Here is a 15,482-nt window from a genome sequence, read left to right as displayed (position 1 = left end):
CTAGAGCGGATCCCCGATCCCGACCGGCTGCACCAGCCACCCGAAGTCGCCCAGCCCGCCCGCCGCGGTGAGCTCGGCGGCCTCTCCGGCGCTCGCGAGGGCGCGTACGTAGGCGGCGGGGTCGGTGGACGCCAGTGTGAGCGGGGGGCGTGCGCCGGTCACGCCCAGCGCGCGCAGCGCCTGGCGCTGCGGGAGCAGGCGCCCGCCGGGCAGCGCGCACGCGTCCAGTGCGACATGCGCCGTGATGTCGCACGAGCCGTCCGGCACGGCCGCCGTCTCGCGGCCCTCCCGGAAGCCGGTGAGCGTTCCGAACGGCGGCCGCGTGTCCGCCGTGTGCGCGTAGTCCACGGCGACGGCGAGCCCCCGGCCGAGCGTGGCGACCGCCGAGGACCAGGCCTCGTCCCTGGGCAGGCCGATCTCGGCCCGCAGCCCCGCCTCGTCCGACAGCGGCCACCACCGCGCCAGCCACCGCGCCTGCGCCCCGTCGACCGGCTCCCCGAGCCGTTCGGTCCCGTCCTCCCGGACCAGCACCAGCCGCGCCACGCCCGAGGAGTCCACCTCGGCGACCTCCACCGGCACGTTGTCCAGCCACTCGTTGGCGAACAGCAGCCCGGTCACGCCCTGCGGCGGCTCGGCCAGCCACTCGATCCGGTGATCGAGCCCCTCGGGCCGCTCGGCGACTTCGACGGCGTACGCGCGCGTGCGGGCCGCCACGTCGTCCGGGAGCGCGGCGAGCACCCCGGCGGCCAGCTCGCCCCGCCCCGCCGCCATGTCCACGAAGTCCAGCGTCGCGGGCCGTCCCAGCGCGTCGTCGACCCGGCACAGCAGCCCTGCCACGGCCCCTGCGAACAGCGGCGACGCGTGCACGGACGTGCGGAAGTGCCCGGCCGGACCCTCGGCCCGGCGGTAGAAGCCGTCCGGCCCGTACAGGGCCTCCCGAGCCGCCGCACGCCACCCGCGCCACCCGCGCCCCTCGGGTCCCTCGCCCCTCGTCACTGCTGTCACGGGGCCAGGCTATGCGGACACAACGAACGCAACTCCACCTTGCGGAGTACGCGCGCCCGGTGCGGATCGGTCCTCCGGTTGACCCCTGCACCTATCCCGCTTCCCTACGCTGGGTTACGTGCAGCGCCTCTATGACTTCCTCCGCAGGCACCCGATGTGGGTCGACGGCTCGTGGGCCGTGGTCCTCCTCGGGATTTCCGTGGTCGGCGGAGCGTCGGGCGGATTCGGCCCTCCGGCCGTCGCCGTTCCGCTCGCACTGCTGCTGTGCCTGGTGGTCGCGCTGCGCCGCCGCATGCCGGAGAAGATGCTGCTGCTCGCGACGGCGGTCGGCCTGGCCCAGCTGATCACCGATGTCGAGATGGGTCCCCACGACTTCGCCATGCTGGTGATCGTCTACACGGTCGCGGCGGAGGGCGCGCGCTGGGCGTCCCGCTTCGCGCTGGTCGCCGGCCTGTGCGCGGCCCCCGTGGCGCACCTGCGCTGGCCGAGCGACCAGACGAACATCGCGGGCAACATCGCCCTGACGGTCTTCATGACCGTGCCCTTCGCCCTCGCCTGGGTGCTCGGCGACTCCATCCGCACCCGCCGCGCCTACTTCGCGCAGCTGGAGGAGCGGGCCGCCCGCCTGGAGAGGGAGCGCGAGGCACAGTCCAAGGTCGCCGTCGCCGCGGAACGCGCCCGGATCGCCCGCGAGTTGCACGACGTCGTCGCGCACAACGTCTCGGTGATGGTGGTGCAGGCCGACGGCGCGGCCTACGTCCTCGACGCCGCGCCCGACCAGGCGAAGAAGGCCCTGGAGACCATCTCCTCCACCGGCCGCCAGGCGCTCGCCGAGATGCGCCGCCTGCTCGGCGTGCTGCGCACCGGGGAGCACGAGGAGGCCGGCGAGTACGTGCCGCAGCCCGACGTCCAGCAGATCGAGGACCTCGTCGAGCAGTGCCGCGGGCACGGACTGCCCGTCGACTTCAAGGTCGAGGGCACCCCACGACCGCTGCCCAGCGGCGTCGAGCTCACCGCCTACCGCATCGTGCAGGAGGCGCTCACCAACACCCGTAAGCACGGCGGGCCCAACGCGGGCGCGAGCGTGCGCCTGGTGTACTTCGACGACGGTCTCGGCCTGCTCGTCGAGGACGACGGCAAGGGCGCCCCGCACGAGCTGTACGAGGAAGGCGGGTTCGACGGCCAGGGCCACGGCCTGATCGGCATGCGGGAACGGGTCGGCATGGTCGGCGGCACCCTGGACGCCGGCCCGCGCCCGGGCGGAGGATTCCGCATCAGTGCCCTGCTGCCGCTCAAACCCTCCGGCTGACCTCGGCAGACGCCCCTCGCTGACACTTGTGACAGAGACATGGAAGAGGCCCCGATGACGATCCGCGTGATGCTCGTCGACGACCAGGTGCTGCTGCGCACCGGGTTCCGGATGGTGCTCGCAGCCCAGCCGGACATGGAGGTCGTGGCGGAGGCGGGTGACGGTGTCGAGGCCCTCCAGGCGCTGCGCTCGACCGAGGTCGACGTGGTGCTGATGGACGTCCGCATGCCGAAGCTCGACGGTGTGGAGACGACCCGCCGGATCTGCGCGGACACCGACCCGCCGAAGGTGCTCATCCTGACCACCTTCGACCTCGACGAGTACGCCTTCTCCGGGCTGAAGGCGGGCGCCTCCGGCTTCATGCTCAAGGATGTGCCGCCCGGGGAGCTCCTCGCCGCGATCCGCGCCGTGCACAGCGGTGACGCGGTCGTCGCGCCCTCCACCACCCGGCGGCTCCTGGACCGCTTCGCGCCGATGCTGCCGGGCAGCAAGCAGCCCCAGCACAAGGCGCTGGAACGGCTCACCGAGCGCGAGCGCGAGGTCATGGTGCTGGTCGCGCAGGGCCTGTCCAACGGCGAGATCGCGGCCCGGCTCGTGCTGTCCGAGGCGACCGTGAAGACGCACGTGGGCCGCATCCTGACCAAGCTGGGGCTCAGGGACCGGGTGCAGGTGGTGGTGCTGGCCTACGAGACGGGGCTGGTGCGGGCCGGCGGGCACGGCTGAGCGGCGTACGACGGCCGGTTATCTGAGGATCCCTTCCAGGAACTCGCTGCCGAGGCGGGCCACCACCGTCACGTCCAGCTGGTGCAGGACGTAGCGTCCGCGGCGGCGGGTGGTGATCAGGCCCGCCTTCTTCAGCACGGCCAGATGCCGGGATATCTCCGGGGCCGTCATGCCGTGCACTTGCGCCAGCTCGCCGGTGGTGTACTCGCTGCGGGCCAGATGGCGGCACATGCGCATGCGCACGGGGTGGGACAGCGCGGTCATGCGCAGGGCCAGCTGCTCCAGCGTGGGCGGGGCGGCGAGCTCGGGGGAGCCGACGGGGTAGTGAAGCACCGGCTGCCAGCCGTACCGGTGCAGGACCGCCAGATGAGGCCAGCCCAGGCTCGTCGGGACGAGCAGCAGGCCGCCGTCGCCCGTCGCCGTACGGCCCTCGCCCAGCTTGTCGACCGTGACGGCGGCGGCGGCCTCGTCGAGCGTCACCGCAGGGGACACCGCGGCGAGCGCCTCGGCCAGGCCCCGGTGTCTGAGCAGGTCCGTCTTGTGGCGGGCGTCCGCCGCGAGCTGGTGACGCAGCCGGGACCACGCCTCCGCGAAGAACGCCTCGTCGCAGTCCTGGAGGAACTGCCGCAGCCAGGCCCGGATCCTGGGCGGGTCGGCCAGCAGCCGCTCGCTGAACCGCAGCTGCTGCGGCCCGCGCGCGGCGGCCAGTTCCAGGGAGCGGCGGCGGACCTCCGCGTCGGACAGCGCGTCCGGACCGTGCGAGCAGTACGGCTGCGCGCACGTGAACTCCAGCGCCGCGTCCACGAACTGTTCGTCCGTCAGCTTGTCCAGCAGGTCCAGTTCCTCGGCGAGCGTGGCGCTCGGCAGTGTGCTCCGGCCCGGGATGCCGGCGAAGGGCAAGAACAGGTCCGAGAACGTCGTCCGCCACAGGAAGTCGGCCTCGCACATCCGGTCGGCCAGATGCGGGTCGAGCCGGGCGGTCACGCCCGTCACCCAGCCCTGGAGGCCCGGATGATGCCCCGGCTCGGACAGCGCGTGCAACGCCATGCCCAGCTCGGCCAGGGGCGAGGGCACGACGGCGACCTGCTCCGGCCTCAACCCCGCGATGTCGATGTGCACGCTCATGACCTCATGGTGCACCCCGCCACCGACAACGCCCCCGTCGATTGACGGGCCTCGTCAATCGACGCGACGCCGCCCCCGGCACGGGCGCACGGTGGGGCCACCGGGGCAGCCGCGGAGCCTTCGGACCTCCATCACCCCGTCCCGCAGAGGCGATCCACCATGAGCATCACGCAGCAGTACCTCCTCGACACCTACCGCGCCCAGTCCCTCGGGGAGCCCGCCCCGCCCGCGCCGGGCACGCACGACTGGCAGGTCGTACGGGAGTGGCGCGACGAACGGCAGTTCCGGGCGGTCCTCGCCGGGCGCCCGGCCCGTGGACGGAAGCGGATCAGGCACGCCCTGGGCCGGTGGCTGCCGGTGAGGCGCCGCACTACCCACTGATCTGCCCGGGCAACCGGGCGACGAAGTCGGCGACCGCCGTCTTCACGTCCTCGGCGGTCCACTCCAGCCCGGCGGACCGCACGTGCACCTCCGTGCAGGCCAGGCCCGGGCCGCTCCGGTCCCAGGCGTCGCCGAACAGGAGGGTGCCCGTCTCCTCGGCCGTCCGCACCGCCGCCTCCGCAAGGACGTCCGCGTCGTACGGCAGCCACACCTGGAAGTCGTGAGTGTGCGGCACCTCCGGGTGCACCCGCGCCCACGGCACCCCGGCCGCCGCGAATCCCTCACGCAGGGCGGCGGCCACCACGCGCGCGTGGGCGACGTACTCCGGCAGCCGGGGCAGTTCCCGCTCCAGCCCGACCAGCGCCGACAGGGCCGTCGGGAACTGCTGGAAGACCTGGCCGCCGTACCGGTGCCGCCAGGTCTTCGCCTCGTCCACCAGCTCCCTGGGCCCGGCGAGAGCCGCACCGCCGAATGCCTCAAGGGACTTGTAGAACGACACGTAGACGCTGTCGGCCAGGCCCGCGATCTCCTCCAGGGACCGCCCGAAATGAACCGTGGACTCCCACAGGCGGGCCCCGTCGAAGTGCACCACCGCGTCCCGCTCCCGCGCGGCCGCCACCACCTCGGTGAGCTCTGCCCAGGAGGGCAGCACGAAACCGGCGTCCCTCAGGGGCAGTTCCAGCATCAGCGCCCCGAAGGGCTCCTCGAAGTCACGCACCTCGGCGGCGGCGGGCAGCCGGGGCTCGCCCGTCACACGCACCGGCCGCAGGCCGCCGACCTCGCTGAACGCGTTCCGCTCGTGCACCTCGGGATGGCTGAGCGCGTGCAGGGCGACGGTCGGGTTGCCGGTCCGGCCCGCCCAGCAGCGCAGCGCCACCTGCTGGGCCATCGTGCCCGTCGGGAAGAACGCGGCGGCCTCGGTGCCGAGCAGTCCGGCGACCTTCGTCTCCAGCGCCTCGACGACGCCGTCGCCGTAGACGTCGGACAGCTCGTCCAGGTCGTACAGGTCCTCCGCCCCGTCCAGCTCCGCCAGCCGCTCCCGGAGCGTCTTGTGGAAGCCGAAGCGGGCGAACACCCGCCGTGCGCCCCGGTGTGCGGCCAGCCGCCGCTCCCGGAGCCGTGTCCTCCGGTCCTCGTCCGGCAGTTGTCCGGTCGCCTGCTCGTCCTGTTCCGCCGTGTCACTCATGGCCCGGATCATCCCGCGCGCGTCTGCGGGCGGGCACCCTGATTTCCGTACGACCGTGCACGCGCGCGGTGTCCACGCGCGACGTCCGCCGGAATGCACACCCTGTGGACAACCGAACGCCCCTCGAACCGATCGCGTTAACATGACGAGAAATCGTCCGGTACCCGGAGCGGACTGGAACGGGAAGGCCGCCGTCGAGTGAACACAACCCCACAGCCAGACCCCAAGGACCGCCCCGCGCGGCTCACCGTCGGCGTCGTCGGCGCCGGCCGCGTGGGACCCGCGCTGGCCGCGTCCCTCCAGCTCGCCGGGCACCGCCCGGTCGCCGTCTCCGCGGTCTCCGACGTCTCCCGGCGCCGCGCCGCGCAACTGCTGCCCGACGTGCCGGTGATGCCGCCCGCCGAGGTCCTCCAGCGGTCCGAGCTGGTCCTGCTGACGGTTCCGGACGACGCCCTGCCCGAGCTGGTCACTGGCCTCGCCGACACCGGGTCCGTACGGCCGGGACAGCTGCTCGTGCACACCTCCGGGCGGTACGGCGCGCGGGTGCTCGACCCCGCCCTGCGCGCGGGCGCCCTGCCGCTGGCCCTGCACCCCGCGATGACCTTCACCGGCACGCCCGTGGACGTCCAGCGGCTGGCCGGCTGCTCCTTCGGCGTCACCGCGCCCGAGGAGCTGCGGATGGCCGCCGAGGCCCTGGTCATCGAGATGGGCGGCGAGCCGGAGTGGATCGCCGAGGAGAACCGGCCGCTCTACCACGCGGCCCTCGCGCTCGGCGCCAACCACCTGGTCACCCTGGTCGCCCAGTCCATGGAGCTGCTGCGCACGGCCGGGGTCGCGGCCCCCGACCGGATGCTCGGCCCGCTGCTCGGCGCGGCCCTGGACAACGCCCTGCGCTCCGGCGACGCGGCCCTCACCGGCCCGGTCGCGCGCGGGGACGCGGGCACGGTCGCCGCGCACGTCAGCGAGCTGCGCCGGCACGCCCCGCAGACCGTCGCCGGCTACCTGGCGATGGCCCGCGCCACCGCCGACCGGGCCCTGGCACACGGCCTGCTGAAGCCGGAGCTCGCCGAGGACCTCCTCGGGGTACTCGCCCACGGGACCGACGGCACCGAAGGGGACGCCCGATGACCACCACCCTGCTCAGCACCGCCGGTGAACTGCACGCACGCGCGCGTACGGGCCGCCGAGCCGTGGTGATGACCATGGGCGCGCTGCACGAGGGCCACGCCGCGCTGATCCGCACCGCGCGCGCCATCGCCGGGCCGGACGGCGAGGTCGTCGTCACCGTCTTCGTCAATCCGCTCCAGTTCGGCGCGGGCGAGGACCTCGACCGCTACCCGCGCACCCTGGACGCCGACGTGAAGCTGGCCGGGGAGTCGGGCGCGGACGTCGTGTTCGCCCCGGCCGTCGACGAGGTCTACCCCGGCGGCGAGCCCCAGGTCCGCATCACCGCGGGCCCCATGGGCGAGCGGCTGGAGGGCGCCTCCCGCCCGGGCCACTTCGACGGCATGCTCACGGTCGTCGCCAAGCTGCTGCACCTCACCCGCCCCGATGTCGCCCTGTACGGCCAGAAGGACGCCCAGCAGCTCGCCCTGATCCGCCGCATGGTGCGGGACCTGAACTTCGGCGTGGAGATCGTCGGAGTCCCCACCGTCCGTGAGGAGGACGGCCTGGCCCTGTCCAGCCGCAACCGCTACCTCTCGCCCGCCGAGCGGCGCACCGCCCTCGCGCTGTCCAGTGCCCTGTTCGCGGGCCAGGACCGGCATGCCGCCCAGGAGGCGCTGCGCGCCCGGGCCCGCGAAGTGCCCGCCACGCGCGCGCGTGCCGAGGCACTCAGCGCCATAGGGGAGTCCCGCGCGGCAGCGGACGCGCACGCCGTCGCGACGGCGGTCCCGGGCGGCCCGGCCGCCGTCCGCGCGGCCGCCCGCCAGGTCCTCGACGAGGCAGCCCGCCTCGATCCGCCGCTCGCGCTGGACTACCTCGCCCTGGTCGACCCGTCCGACTTCACCGAGATCGGGAACGACTTCACCGGCGAGGCGGTCCTCGCCGTCGCCGCCCGGGTCGGGACGACCCGGCTGATCGACAACATTCCCCTCACCTTCGGAGCCGCCTCGTGACCAGCACAGGCATACGACTGCACGCGCCCGCACCCGGGTGGTCCCTCTCCGCGGACGTGGTCGTCGTCGGCTCCGGCGTCGCCGGCCTCACCGCCGCCCTGCGCTGCGAGGCGGCCGGCCTCACCACCGTCGTCGTCACCAAGGCCCGGCTGGACGACGGCTCCACCCGCTGGGCCCAGGGCGGCATCGCCGCGGCCCTCGGCGAGGGCGACACCCCCGAACAGCACCTGGACGACACCCTGGTCGCCGGCGCGGGCCTGTGCGACGAGGAAGCGGTCCGCATCCTCGTCACCGAGGGCCCCGACGCCGTACGGCGCCTCATCGAGACCGGCGCCCAGTTCGACGAGTCCTCCGAGGGCGGCCTGGAACTCACCCGCGAGGGCGGCCACCACCGCCGCCGCATCGCCCACGCCGGCGGCGACGCCACCGGGGCCGAGATCTCCAGGGCCCTGGTCGAGGCGGTACGCGCGCGTGGCGTGCGCACGGTCGAGAACGCGCTCGTCCTGGACCTCCTCACGGACGCCGAGGGCCGCACGGCAGGCGTCACCCTGCACGTCATGGGGGAGGGCCAGCACGACGGCGTAGGGGCCGTTCACGCCCCCGCCGTGGTCCTCGCGACCGGTGGCATGGGCCAGGTCTTCTCGGCCACGACCAACCCGTCCGTCTCGACGGGCGACGGCGTGGCCCTCGCCCTCCGCGCGGGCGCCGAGGTGAGCGACCTGGAGTTCGTCCAGTTCCACCCGACGGTCCTCTTCCTGGGCTCCGACGCGGAGGGCCAGCAGCCCCTGGTCTCCGAGGCGGTACGCGGCGAGGGCGCCCACCTGGTCGACGCCGACGGCGTGCGCTTCATGCAGGGGCAGCACGAACTGGCCGAACTCGCCCCCCGGGACATCGTCGCCAAGGGCATCATGCGCCGCATGCAGGAGCAGGACGCCGAGCACATGTTCCTCGACGCCCGGCACTTCGGCGCCGACATGTGGGAACACCGCTTCCCGACGATCCTCGCCGCCTGCCGTGCCCACGGCATCGACCCGGTCACCGAGCCCATCCCGATCGCCCCGGCCGCCCACTACGCCTCCGGCGGCGTCCGCACCGACTCCCAGGGCCGTACGACGGTCCCCGGCCTGTACGCGTGCGGCGAGGTCGCCTGCACCGGTGTGCACGGCGCCAACCGCCTCGCCTCCAACTCCCTCCTCGAAGGCCTGGTCTACGCCGAGCGCATCGCGGCAGACATCGCCGCGAGCCACGCGGAAACCGGCCTCCACACGCGCGTGCCCCAGCCCCTGCCCTACCCGGAGACCCCCGAGCACCCCCTGCTCACCCCGGAGGCCCGCTTCACGATCCAGCGGATCATGGCGAACGGGGCCGGCGTCCTGCGCTCGGCGGAGTCCCTCGCCAAGGCCGCCGACCAGCTCCAGCAGCTGCACACCGACGCCCGCGACGCCCTCGCCGAGAACGGCAAGACCGCCGAGGCCGGCGTCGACACCTGGGAGGCCACCAACCTGCTGTGCGTGGCCCGCGTCCTGGTCACCGCGGCCCGGCTGCGCGAGGAGACCCGGGGCTGCCACTGGCGCGAGGACCGGCCCGAGCGCGACGACACCACCTGGCGGCGCCACATCGTCGTACGCCTGAACCCCGACCGCACGCTGGCCGTGCACACCACCGACACCACACACTTCCCCACGACTTTCCCGCCCCAGGCCCCCCAGGAGCAGTGACCGACGTGAGCACCCCCGACCTTCCCCTCGCCTCGTCCGGAGGCTGCGGAGACGGCTGCGCCTGCGGCGCGGACGACGAGGCGTACCTGGAGTGCGGCCTGGACCCCGCACTCGCCCAGCTCCTGGCCGACGCCGGCCTCGACCCCGTCGAGGTCGAGGACATCGCCAACGTGGCCCTCCAGGAGGACCTGGCCCACGGCGTGGACGTGACGACGGTGGCGACGATCCCCGAGGACGCGGTGTCCACCGCCGACTTCACCGCACGCGAGGCGGGCGTCGTGGCCGGCCTCCGGATCGCCGAAGCCGTCATCTCGGTCGTCTGCGCGGAGGAACTCGAGATCGAGCGCCACGCCGAGGACGGCGACCGCGTCGAGGCGGGCCAGAAGCTCCTCTCGGTCACCACCCGCACCCGCGACCTCCTCACGGCCGAACGCAGCGCGCTGAACATCCTGTGCCGCCTGTCGGGCATCGCGACGGCCACGCGTGCGTGGACGGACGTCCTGGACGGCACGAAGGCCAAGGTCCGCGACACCCGCAAGACGACACCCGGCCTGCGCTCCCTCGAGAAGTACGCGGTCCGCTGCGGCGGCGGCGTCAACCACCGCATGTCCCTCTCGGACGCGGCCCTCGTCAAGGACAACCACGTGGTCGCCGCGGGCGGCGTCGCCCAGGCCTTCAGGGCCGTACGCGAACGCTTCCCCGACGTCCCCATCGAGGTCGAGGTCGACACCCTGCACCAGCTCCGCGAGGTCCTGGACGCCGGCGCCGACCTGATCCTCCTGGACAACTTCACGCCGGGCGAGTGCGAGGAGGCGGTCGCCGTCGTCCAGGGCCGCGCCGCCCTGGAGGCCTCGGGCCGCCTGACCCTCGACAACGCCAAGGCGTACGCGGACACCGGCGTCGACTACCTGGCCGTCGGAGCCCTCACCCATTCCTCGCCGATCCTGGACATCGGCCTGGACCTGCGGCCGGCGGAGTAGGGAGCGGGTACGGGCCATGCTGCTGACGATCGACGTAGGCAACACCCACACCGTCCTGGGCCTGTTCGACGGCGAGGACATCGTCGAACACTGGCGCATCTCCACGGACGCGCGCCGCACCGCCGACGAGCTGGCGGTCCTCCTCCAGGGTCTGATGGGCATGCACCCGCTCCTCGGCGACGAACTGGGCGACGGCATCGACGGCATCGCCATCTGCGCGACCGTGCCCTCGGTCCTGCACGAGCTCCGCGAGGTGACGCGCCGCTATTACGGCGACGTCCCGGCGGTCCTGGTCGAACCGGGCGTCAAGACGGGCGTCCCGATCCTCATGGACAACCCCAAGGAGGTCGGCGCGGACCGCATCATCAACGCGGTCGCGGCGGTCGAGCTCTACGGCGGCCCCGCGATCGTCGTCGACTTCGGCACGGCGACGACGTTCGACGCGGTCAGCGCGCGCGGCGAGTACGTCGGCGGGGTCATCGCCCCCGGAATCGAGATCTCCGTCGAGGCCCTCGGCGTCCGCGGTGCCCAGCTCCGCAAGATCGAGGTGGCCCGGCCCCGCAGCGTCATCGGCAAGAACACGGTCGAGGCGATGCAGTCGGGCATCATCTACGGTTTCGCCGGCCAGGTCGACGGGGTCGTCAACCGTGTGGCCCGCGAGCTGTCCGAGGACCCGGACGATGTCACGGTCATCGCGACGGGCGGCCTGGCACCGATGGTCCTGGGCGAGTCGTCGGTCATCGACGAACACGAGCCGTGGCTGACGCTGGTCGGGTTGCGGCTGGTGTACGAGCGGAACGTGTCGCGTATGTGACCGACGTTGTCGCTGGGGCCGGGTGGGTGCGCAACTCGGCGCGACGAGGTGCCCCCCCTCAAGCTCTTCGAGCAGGGGGTACCCCCAGCGCCCCAGCGGTACGACTGCCCGCAGCTACGCGGACCCGCACCCGCCGCCCCACCACCGGGAGCAGGCACCCGCGGTGCGCACCCCCGCCCACCCGGGTGGTCCCCCGCGCCACACCCGTCCGTTATGCAGGATTTGTCTGATTAGCGCGTATCGTCGCCGCATGCCCACGCCATACGGATCCCGCGGCGGCATGGCGTTCGGCGTGGAGGAGCTGCGTGTGCTCCGCCGCGCTCTCGCCCTCGCCCTCCACCCCACCTCCGCCTCGGCCGACGACGTCCAGGACTGCCTCCGCCTCGCAGAGTCGCTCGACGAGGCGATGCGGGAGGGGGCCAGGCTGCGTGCCTTCCTCGTGGCCGACCTGGGCCGGTACCGCGCCGCCCTCCCCGGCACCGCCGCCGGCTACCTCACGCTCCTGGACGAGGCGCTGGGCGCCGGATATCGCCCCCACCCCGACGACTTCGCCGCCCTCCGCGCCCTGCGTGGCAACCCCACCGCCGCCGCCCTCCTGGACCGCTGCGCCCTGCTCGCCGGGCATCAGTCCGCAGGCACCGGCTCGCACTCCCTCTCACCCGCCGCTCACCCGGTCACGCCCGGCGCCCCGGCCGTCCCCGCCTCCCGCACCCGCCTCCTGGCCCTCCCCGGAGGCCTCTCCGGCGCCGCCGAGGACAGCCCCGAGAAGCAGCCCGAGAAGAAGCCCGCACGAAAGCCGGCGGCCCCGAAGCCCGCCCCCAAGCCCACCCCGGCCCCCGCCCCGGGCGCCCCGAAACCCAGCCGCCCGATCCCCACCCCGGGCGAGGTGTTCCCGCGCCGCAAGCCCACTCCGCCGCCCCCGGCGAACCCCCAGCAGCTCGCCGCGGGCTGACGTGGCTACTCTGGATCCATGGACTATGTCTCCGCGCTCCTGCCCCCGGTCGTCATGGCCATCTTCTTCATCGGCGTGATCCGGGTGATCGTGAAGACACAGGGCGGCCCCAACAAGGCCAAGGAGGACGCGGCCGTCGACGCCGCCCTCGCGCGCGTGGACGGCGCCCGCCAGTCCTCCGTGACACCCCCGAAGGCCGAAGCCTGACCCGACCGCTGCAGCCCCCGGCACAGCGCTCCGACGGCGTACGACTCCGTGCGGCCGCCCTCCCCGGCGGAGTTCGCACTTTCGAGTCGTACGCCCTTTTTGCTCCCGTTCGCCGGTGAAGCGCACGTCCGCCACGCCAATACCGAGATCTCCCACTATTGTTCTGAGCTGTGCCTCGCCCATTGGGAGAACTCGAAGACGCGGTCATGTCGCGGGTGTGGAAGTGGAACCGCCCGGTGACCGTTCGAGAAGTCCTGGAAGATCTTCAGAAGGAGCGGTCCATCGCGTACACCACCGTGATGACCGTTTTGGACAATCTCCATCAGAAGGGCTGGGTGCGCCGCGAGGCGGAAGGCCGTGCCTATCGATATGAGGCGGTGTCCACGCGCGCCGCCTACGCCGCCGCCCTGATGAACGACGCCTGGTCGCAGAGCGACAACCCCGCCGCGGCTCTCGTCGCCTTCTTCGGGATGATGAGCGAGGAACAGCGAGAGGCTCTCCGCGATGCCGTACGCATCGTCCAGGTCCCGGAAACCCAGAAACCGACCGGACCGTCGGAACCGGCCGAACCGGCGGAACGAACCGAACCGGCGGAACCGCTGGAGAACCCCGCCTCTGCTCAGGACCCCGACGGGCGATAGCGTCCCCGTCATGTCCGCGAAGAGCCCCGAAGCCCCCGCAAAAGCCATCACCGTCCGGCGGGCCCGTACCAGCGATGTCCCGGCCGTGCGCCGCCTCCTTGACGCCTACGTCCGCGGCGGCATCCTGCTCGACAAAGCAACGGTGACGCTTTACGAGGACATCCAGGAGTTCTGGGTCGCGGAACGGGACGACAACGCCGAGGTCGTCGGCTGCGGCGCCCTGCACGTGATGTGGGAAGACCTCGCGGAAGTGCGCACTCTCGCCGTGAAGCCCGGCCTGAAGGGCGCGGGCGTCGGACACCAGTTGCTGGAGAAGTTGCTGCACACCGCCCGCTGGCTCGGCGTTCGCCGAGTTTTCTGTCTGACCTTCGAAGTGGACTTCTTCAGCAAGCACGGCTTCGTGGAGATCGGCGAGACGCCTGTCGACACGGATGTCTACGCGGAGCTGCTGCGTTCCTATGACGAGGGTGTCGCGGAGTTCCTCGGTCTCGAACGAGTGAAACCGAACACCTTGGGCAACAGCCGGATGCTTCTGCATCTGTGATCGCCGGGGCGGACACACAAGCCAGTCGCAAGTCGGTCGCAAGACCGCCCGCTCGGTTCGTCAAGACATATTCCGCACCACCGCCCTGTCCGGGTGCCCTATGTCCGAAACGCGCACGTTTCCGGACGGGGGCGGGGCTGCCGGTCTCTGCCGAGGGTTTGTGTTTTTCCGGCAAAAGCGGTTTGCTTTCCGAGGTACTGCAGTACTGCATATAACAGGGGACGGCGATACGGCGGACGCCGGCACACCCCGGCCCTGAAGATATCGATGAAAGGAAATCCGGTGGCACAGAAGGTTCAGGTCCTTCTTGTCGACGACCTCGACGGTGGCGAGGCGGACGAGACCGTGACGTTCGCGCTGGACGGCAAGACGTACGAGATCGATCTCACCACTGCCAATGCGGACAAGCTCCGCGGCCTTCTCGAGCCTTACGTGAAGGGCGGTCGTCGTACCGGAGGCCGTGCTTCGGGCGGGCGTGGAAAGGCACGCGCGGCTTCGAGCGGCAGCCAGGACACCGCGGCCATCCGCGCCTGGGCGAAGGAGAACGGTTACGAGGTCAACGACCGCGGCCGTGTTCCCGCGACCATCCGCGAGGCCTACGAGAAGGCCAACGGCTGAACAGCGGCACTACCGACCCTGCGCACGCAAGGCCGGCGGCTGCGCGCACGCGCGCCGCAGCCGGACCCGGTGGCACTGCGTGGCCACCGTGTTCACCAGCCGCACGAGATCGGGGGCGTCTCCACCGCCCCCCAAGGCCGACAGCGTCGGCAGCGAGGCCTCGACCTCGCATCCCGGCTCGGGGGGCCGCAGCCACACAGCGGCCCCCTGGGAACCGAACCGGCCCAGGGGAAGCGGCCGGCCACGGGAGGAGCCGGGCTCGGGAGACAGCGTGCCGTCCGTCTCAGGGACCGACGGCACAAGCGCCTGACGGGACAGCGGCCCGCCCCTCTCGGCGGCGGCCGACGCGACCCCCTCACAGGGCGGCGGCCTGCCCCTCTCGCGCGACACCGAGCTGTCCGTCTCGCGCAAGAACGACGCGCACGTCTCGTGGGGCGGCGGCCCGCCCCTCTCGCACGGAATCAAGCCGTCTGTCTCTCGGCACAACGGCGCGTCCGTCCCGCAGGGCGGCGGCCCGCCTCTCTCGCGCGACCCCGAGCCGTCTGTCTCGCGCGCGAACGGTGTGTCTCTCTCGTAGGGCGGCGGCCCGCCCCTGTCACACGACACCGAGCGGTCCGTCTCGCAGCGCAGCGGCCCGCCCCTTCCGCGCGCCAACGGCACTTCCATCCCCGGCGGCCGAGGCGCCTCCATGGCACCCCCCGCCCCGATCGCCGTCAGACCGAGCGGCAGCGTCCCCCACTCCAGCCACTCCAGCAGTCCGGGCAGTTCCTCCGCACTGCCCGGGGCCACCAGGAGCCGCATCCGGTCGCCGAGTACGGCCACCGGGGAGGCCGGCCCCAAGCGCCGCAGGGCCGCGTGTCCCGCCTCGGCCGGCACGTCCAGGACGTCGTAGCGCACCCCCACCACCAGCCGCAGAGGATCGCCGGGCACCGTCGGCCAGCCCAGTTCGTTCTCGTACCACCGCCGGACCTGACAGCTCGCGTCGAGCGGCCGACGGCGGAGCGGGATGGGGCCGGGGGCTCCGAACATGCCAAGTGCAACAGCCGGAAGGGCATGCAGGTTACGCTGGGTGTGATGACGAGCGCACACAGTGGCGAGATGGGGGCGTGCAGGGGGTGCGGGGAGGCGCAAGGTTGTTCGCCCGTAGCGGAGGGAAGAGGGG

General features: G+C 72.8%; 16 protein-coding genes and 2 pseudogenes. 13 read left to right on the top strand and 5 right to left on the bottom strand.

Translation table 11 applies throughout. The features are described 5' to 3' along the window. Positions 1 to 1,005: an SAM-dependent methyltransferase gene (locus ACZ6TU_RS04820; RefSeq protein WP_469546693.1), complete on the bottom strand. Its 1,005-nt coding sequence runs from the start codon at positions 1,003 to 1,005 to the stop codon at positions 1 to 3. Positions 1,006 to 1,123: 118 nt separating this feature from the next. On the opposite strand from ACZ6TU_RS04820, the gene ACZ6TU_RS04815 reads away from it, so the two are divergent. Together ACZ6TU_RS04815 and ACZ6TU_RS04810 are read left to right on the top strand one after the other, a co-directional pair. After that, positions 1,124 to 2,314 carry a sensor histidine kinase gene (locus ACZ6TU_RS04815; RefSeq protein ID WP_467675087.1) on the top strand — a complete coding sequence of 397 codons (1,191 nt, stop codon included), beginning with the start codon at positions 1,124 to 1,126 and terminating at the stop codon, positions 2,312 to 2,314. Positions 2,315 to 2,368: 54 nt separating this feature from the next. Next, entirely contained in the window at positions 2,369 to 3,037 is a 669-nt protein-coding gene (locus ACZ6TU_RS04810) for a response regulator (protein ID WP_467675089.1), read from the top strand. An 18-nt stretch (positions 3,038 to 3,055) separates the two neighbouring features. On the opposite strand, the gene ACZ6TU_RS04805 is transcribed toward ACZ6TU_RS04810, so the two are convergent. Then, the gene (locus ACZ6TU_RS04805; protein WP_469546689.1) at positions 3,056 to 4,162 is read right to left on the bottom strand and encodes a DUF5937 family protein; all 1,107 of its coding nucleotides are present in this window, start codon (positions 4,160 to 4,162) and stop codon (positions 3,056 to 3,058) included. Between the two features lie 159 nt (positions 4,163 to 4,321). On the opposite strand from ACZ6TU_RS04805, the gene ACZ6TU_RS04800 reads away from it, so the two are divergent. Continuing rightward, positions 4,322 to 4,543: a hypothetical protein gene (locus ACZ6TU_RS04800; protein WP_467675093.1), complete on the top strand. Its 222-nt coding sequence runs from the start codon at positions 4,322 to 4,324 to the stop codon at positions 4,541 to 4,543. Here ACZ6TU_RS04800 and ACZ6TU_RS04795 read toward each other — a convergent pair. Then, a complete protein-coding gene (locus tag ACZ6TU_RS04795) occupies positions 4,533 to 5,729 on the bottom strand; it encodes a threonine aldolase family protein (RefSeq protein WP_469546686.1) in 1,197 nt (398 codons plus the stop codon). The two genes, ACZ6TU_RS04800 and ACZ6TU_RS04795, sit on opposite strands and share 11 nt — an antisense overlap. Before the next feature lie 198 nt (positions 5,730 to 5,927). Here ACZ6TU_RS04795 and ACZ6TU_RS04790 point away from each other — a divergent pair, with 198 nt between their 5' ends. The 10 genes from ACZ6TU_RS04790 to ACZ6TU_RS04745 all read left to right on the top strand — a co-directional run bounded on the left by ACZ6TU_RS04790 (position 5,928) and on the right by ACZ6TU_RS04745 (position 14,320). Next, complete coding sequence (locus ACZ6TU_RS04790) at positions 5,928 to 6,857, top strand: Rossmann-like and DUF2520 domain-containing protein (protein ID WP_467675097.1); 930 nt, start codon at positions 5,928 to 5,930, stop codon at positions 6,855 to 6,857. Continuing rightward, a complete protein-coding gene (panC, locus tag ACZ6TU_RS04785; RefSeq protein ID WP_469546683.1) occupies positions 6,854 to 7,846 on the top strand; it encodes a pantoate--beta-alanine ligase in 993 nt (330 codons plus the stop codon). The genes ACZ6TU_RS04790 and panC overlap by 4 nt, the downstream gene beginning before the upstream one ends. After that, entirely contained in the window at positions 7,843 to 9,564 is a 1,722-nt protein-coding gene (locus ACZ6TU_RS04780) for an L-aspartate oxidase (protein ID WP_469546680.1), read from the top strand. Before panC ends, ACZ6TU_RS04780 begins: the two co-directional genes overlap by 4 nt. A 5-nt stretch (positions 9,565 to 9,569) precedes the next feature. Next, on the top strand, positions 9,570 to 10,544 hold the full coding sequence (nadC, locus tag ACZ6TU_RS04775; protein WP_467675103.1) for a carboxylating nicotinate-nucleotide diphosphorylase: 975 nt from the start codon (positions 9,570 to 9,572) through the stop codon (positions 10,542 to 10,544). Between the two features lie 16 nt (positions 10,545 to 10,560). Next, complete coding sequence (locus ACZ6TU_RS04770; RefSeq protein WP_467675105.1) at positions 10,561 to 11,358, top strand: type III pantothenate kinase; 798 nt, start codon at positions 10,561 to 10,563, stop codon at positions 11,356 to 11,358. Between the two features lie 280 nt (positions 11,359 to 11,638). Next, on the top strand, positions 11,639 to 12,310 hold the full coding sequence (locus ACZ6TU_RS04765) for a hypothetical protein (protein WP_469547354.1): 672 nt from the start codon (positions 11,639 to 11,641) through the stop codon (positions 12,308 to 12,310). Between the two features lie 18 nt (positions 12,311 to 12,328). Continuing rightward, positions 12,329 to 12,517 carry a hypothetical protein gene (locus ACZ6TU_RS04760; RefSeq protein ID WP_467675107.1) on the top strand — a complete coding sequence of 63 codons (189 nt, stop codon included), beginning with the start codon at positions 12,329 to 12,331 and terminating at the stop codon, positions 12,515 to 12,517. 206 nt (positions 12,518 to 12,723) lie between these two features. Then, positions 12,724 to 13,158 (top strand): BlaI/MecI/CopY family transcriptional regulator, encoded by a 435-nt coding sequence (locus tag ACZ6TU_RS04755; RefSeq protein ID WP_467675108.1) that lies wholly within the window; start codon positions 12,724 to 12,726, stop codon positions 13,156 to 13,158. Positions 13,159 to 13,168: 10 nt separating this feature from the next. Further along, entirely contained in the window at positions 13,169 to 13,702 is a 534-nt protein-coding gene (locus ACZ6TU_RS04750; protein WP_338782109.1) for an amino-acid N-acetyltransferase, read from the top strand. 282 nt (positions 13,703 to 13,984) lie between these two features. After that, on the top strand, positions 13,985 to 14,320 hold the full coding sequence (locus tag ACZ6TU_RS04745) for a histone-like nucleoid-structuring protein Lsr2 (protein ID WP_010048839.1): 336 nt from the start codon (positions 13,985 to 13,987) through the stop codon (positions 14,318 to 14,320). A gap of 9 nt (positions 14,321 to 14,329) precedes the next feature. On the opposite strand, the pseudogene ACZ6TU_RS04740 reads toward ACZ6TU_RS04745, so the two are convergent. Together ACZ6TU_RS04740 and ACZ6TU_RS04735 are read right to left on the bottom strand one after the other, a co-directional pair. Continuing rightward, positions 14,330 to 14,560, bottom strand: a pseudogene (locus ACZ6TU_RS04740) (SCO3374 family protein); the annotation flags it as partial. Between the two features lie 429 nt (positions 14,561 to 14,989). Beyond that, positions 14,990 to 15,349, bottom strand: a pseudogene (locus tag ACZ6TU_RS04735) (SCO3374 family protein); the annotation flags it as partial. Between the last annotated feature and the right edge of the window lie 133 nt (positions 15,350 to 15,482).

It is taken from the genome of Streptomyces sp. NPDC052064, from assembly GCF_055585925.1.
The sequence above is the reverse complement of the archived record's forward strand: the minus strand, read 5'-3'. Positions and strand labels throughout refer to the sequence as shown.

Excerpts from the sequence above, each read along its gene's own strand:
- ACZ6TU_RS04810 (WP_467675089.1), top strand. The coding sequence starts at position 2,369 with ATGACGATCCGCGTGATGCTCGTCGACGACCAGGTGCTGCTGCGCACC.
- ACZ6TU_RS04805 (WP_469546689.1), bottom strand. The coding sequence starts at position 4,162 with ATGAGCGTGCACATCGACATCGCGGGGTTGAGGCCGGAGCAGGTCGCC.
- ACZ6TU_RS04800 (WP_467675093.1), top strand. The coding sequence starts at position 4,322 with ATGAGCATCACGCAGCAGTACCTCCTCGACACCTACCGCGCCCAGTCC.
- ACZ6TU_RS04795 (WP_469546686.1), bottom strand. The coding sequence starts at position 5,729 with ATGAGTGACACGGCGGAACAGGACGAGCAGGCGACCGGACAACTGCCG.
- panC (WP_469546683.1), top strand. The coding sequence starts at position 6,854 with ATGACCACCACCCTGCTCAGCACCGCCGGTGAACTGCACGCACGCGCG.
- ACZ6TU_RS04770 (WP_467675105.1), top strand. The coding sequence starts at position 10,561 with ATGCTGCTGACGATCGACGTAGGCAACACCCACACCGTCCTGGGCCTG.
- ACZ6TU_RS04765 (WP_469547354.1), top strand. The coding sequence starts at position 11,639 with ATGGCGTTCGGCGTGGAGGAGCTGCGTGTGCTCCGCCGCGCTCTCGCC.
- ACZ6TU_RS04760 (WP_467675107.1), top strand. The coding sequence starts at position 12,329 with ATGGACTATGTCTCCGCGCTCCTGCCCCCGGTCGTCATGGCCATCTTC.
- ACZ6TU_RS04755 (WP_467675108.1), top strand. The coding sequence starts at position 12,724 with ATGTCGCGGGTGTGGAAGTGGAACCGCCCGGTGACCGTTCGAGAAGTC.
- ACZ6TU_RS04750 (WP_338782109.1), top strand. The coding sequence starts at position 13,169 with ATGTCCGCGAAGAGCCCCGAAGCCCCCGCAAAAGCCATCACCGTCCGG.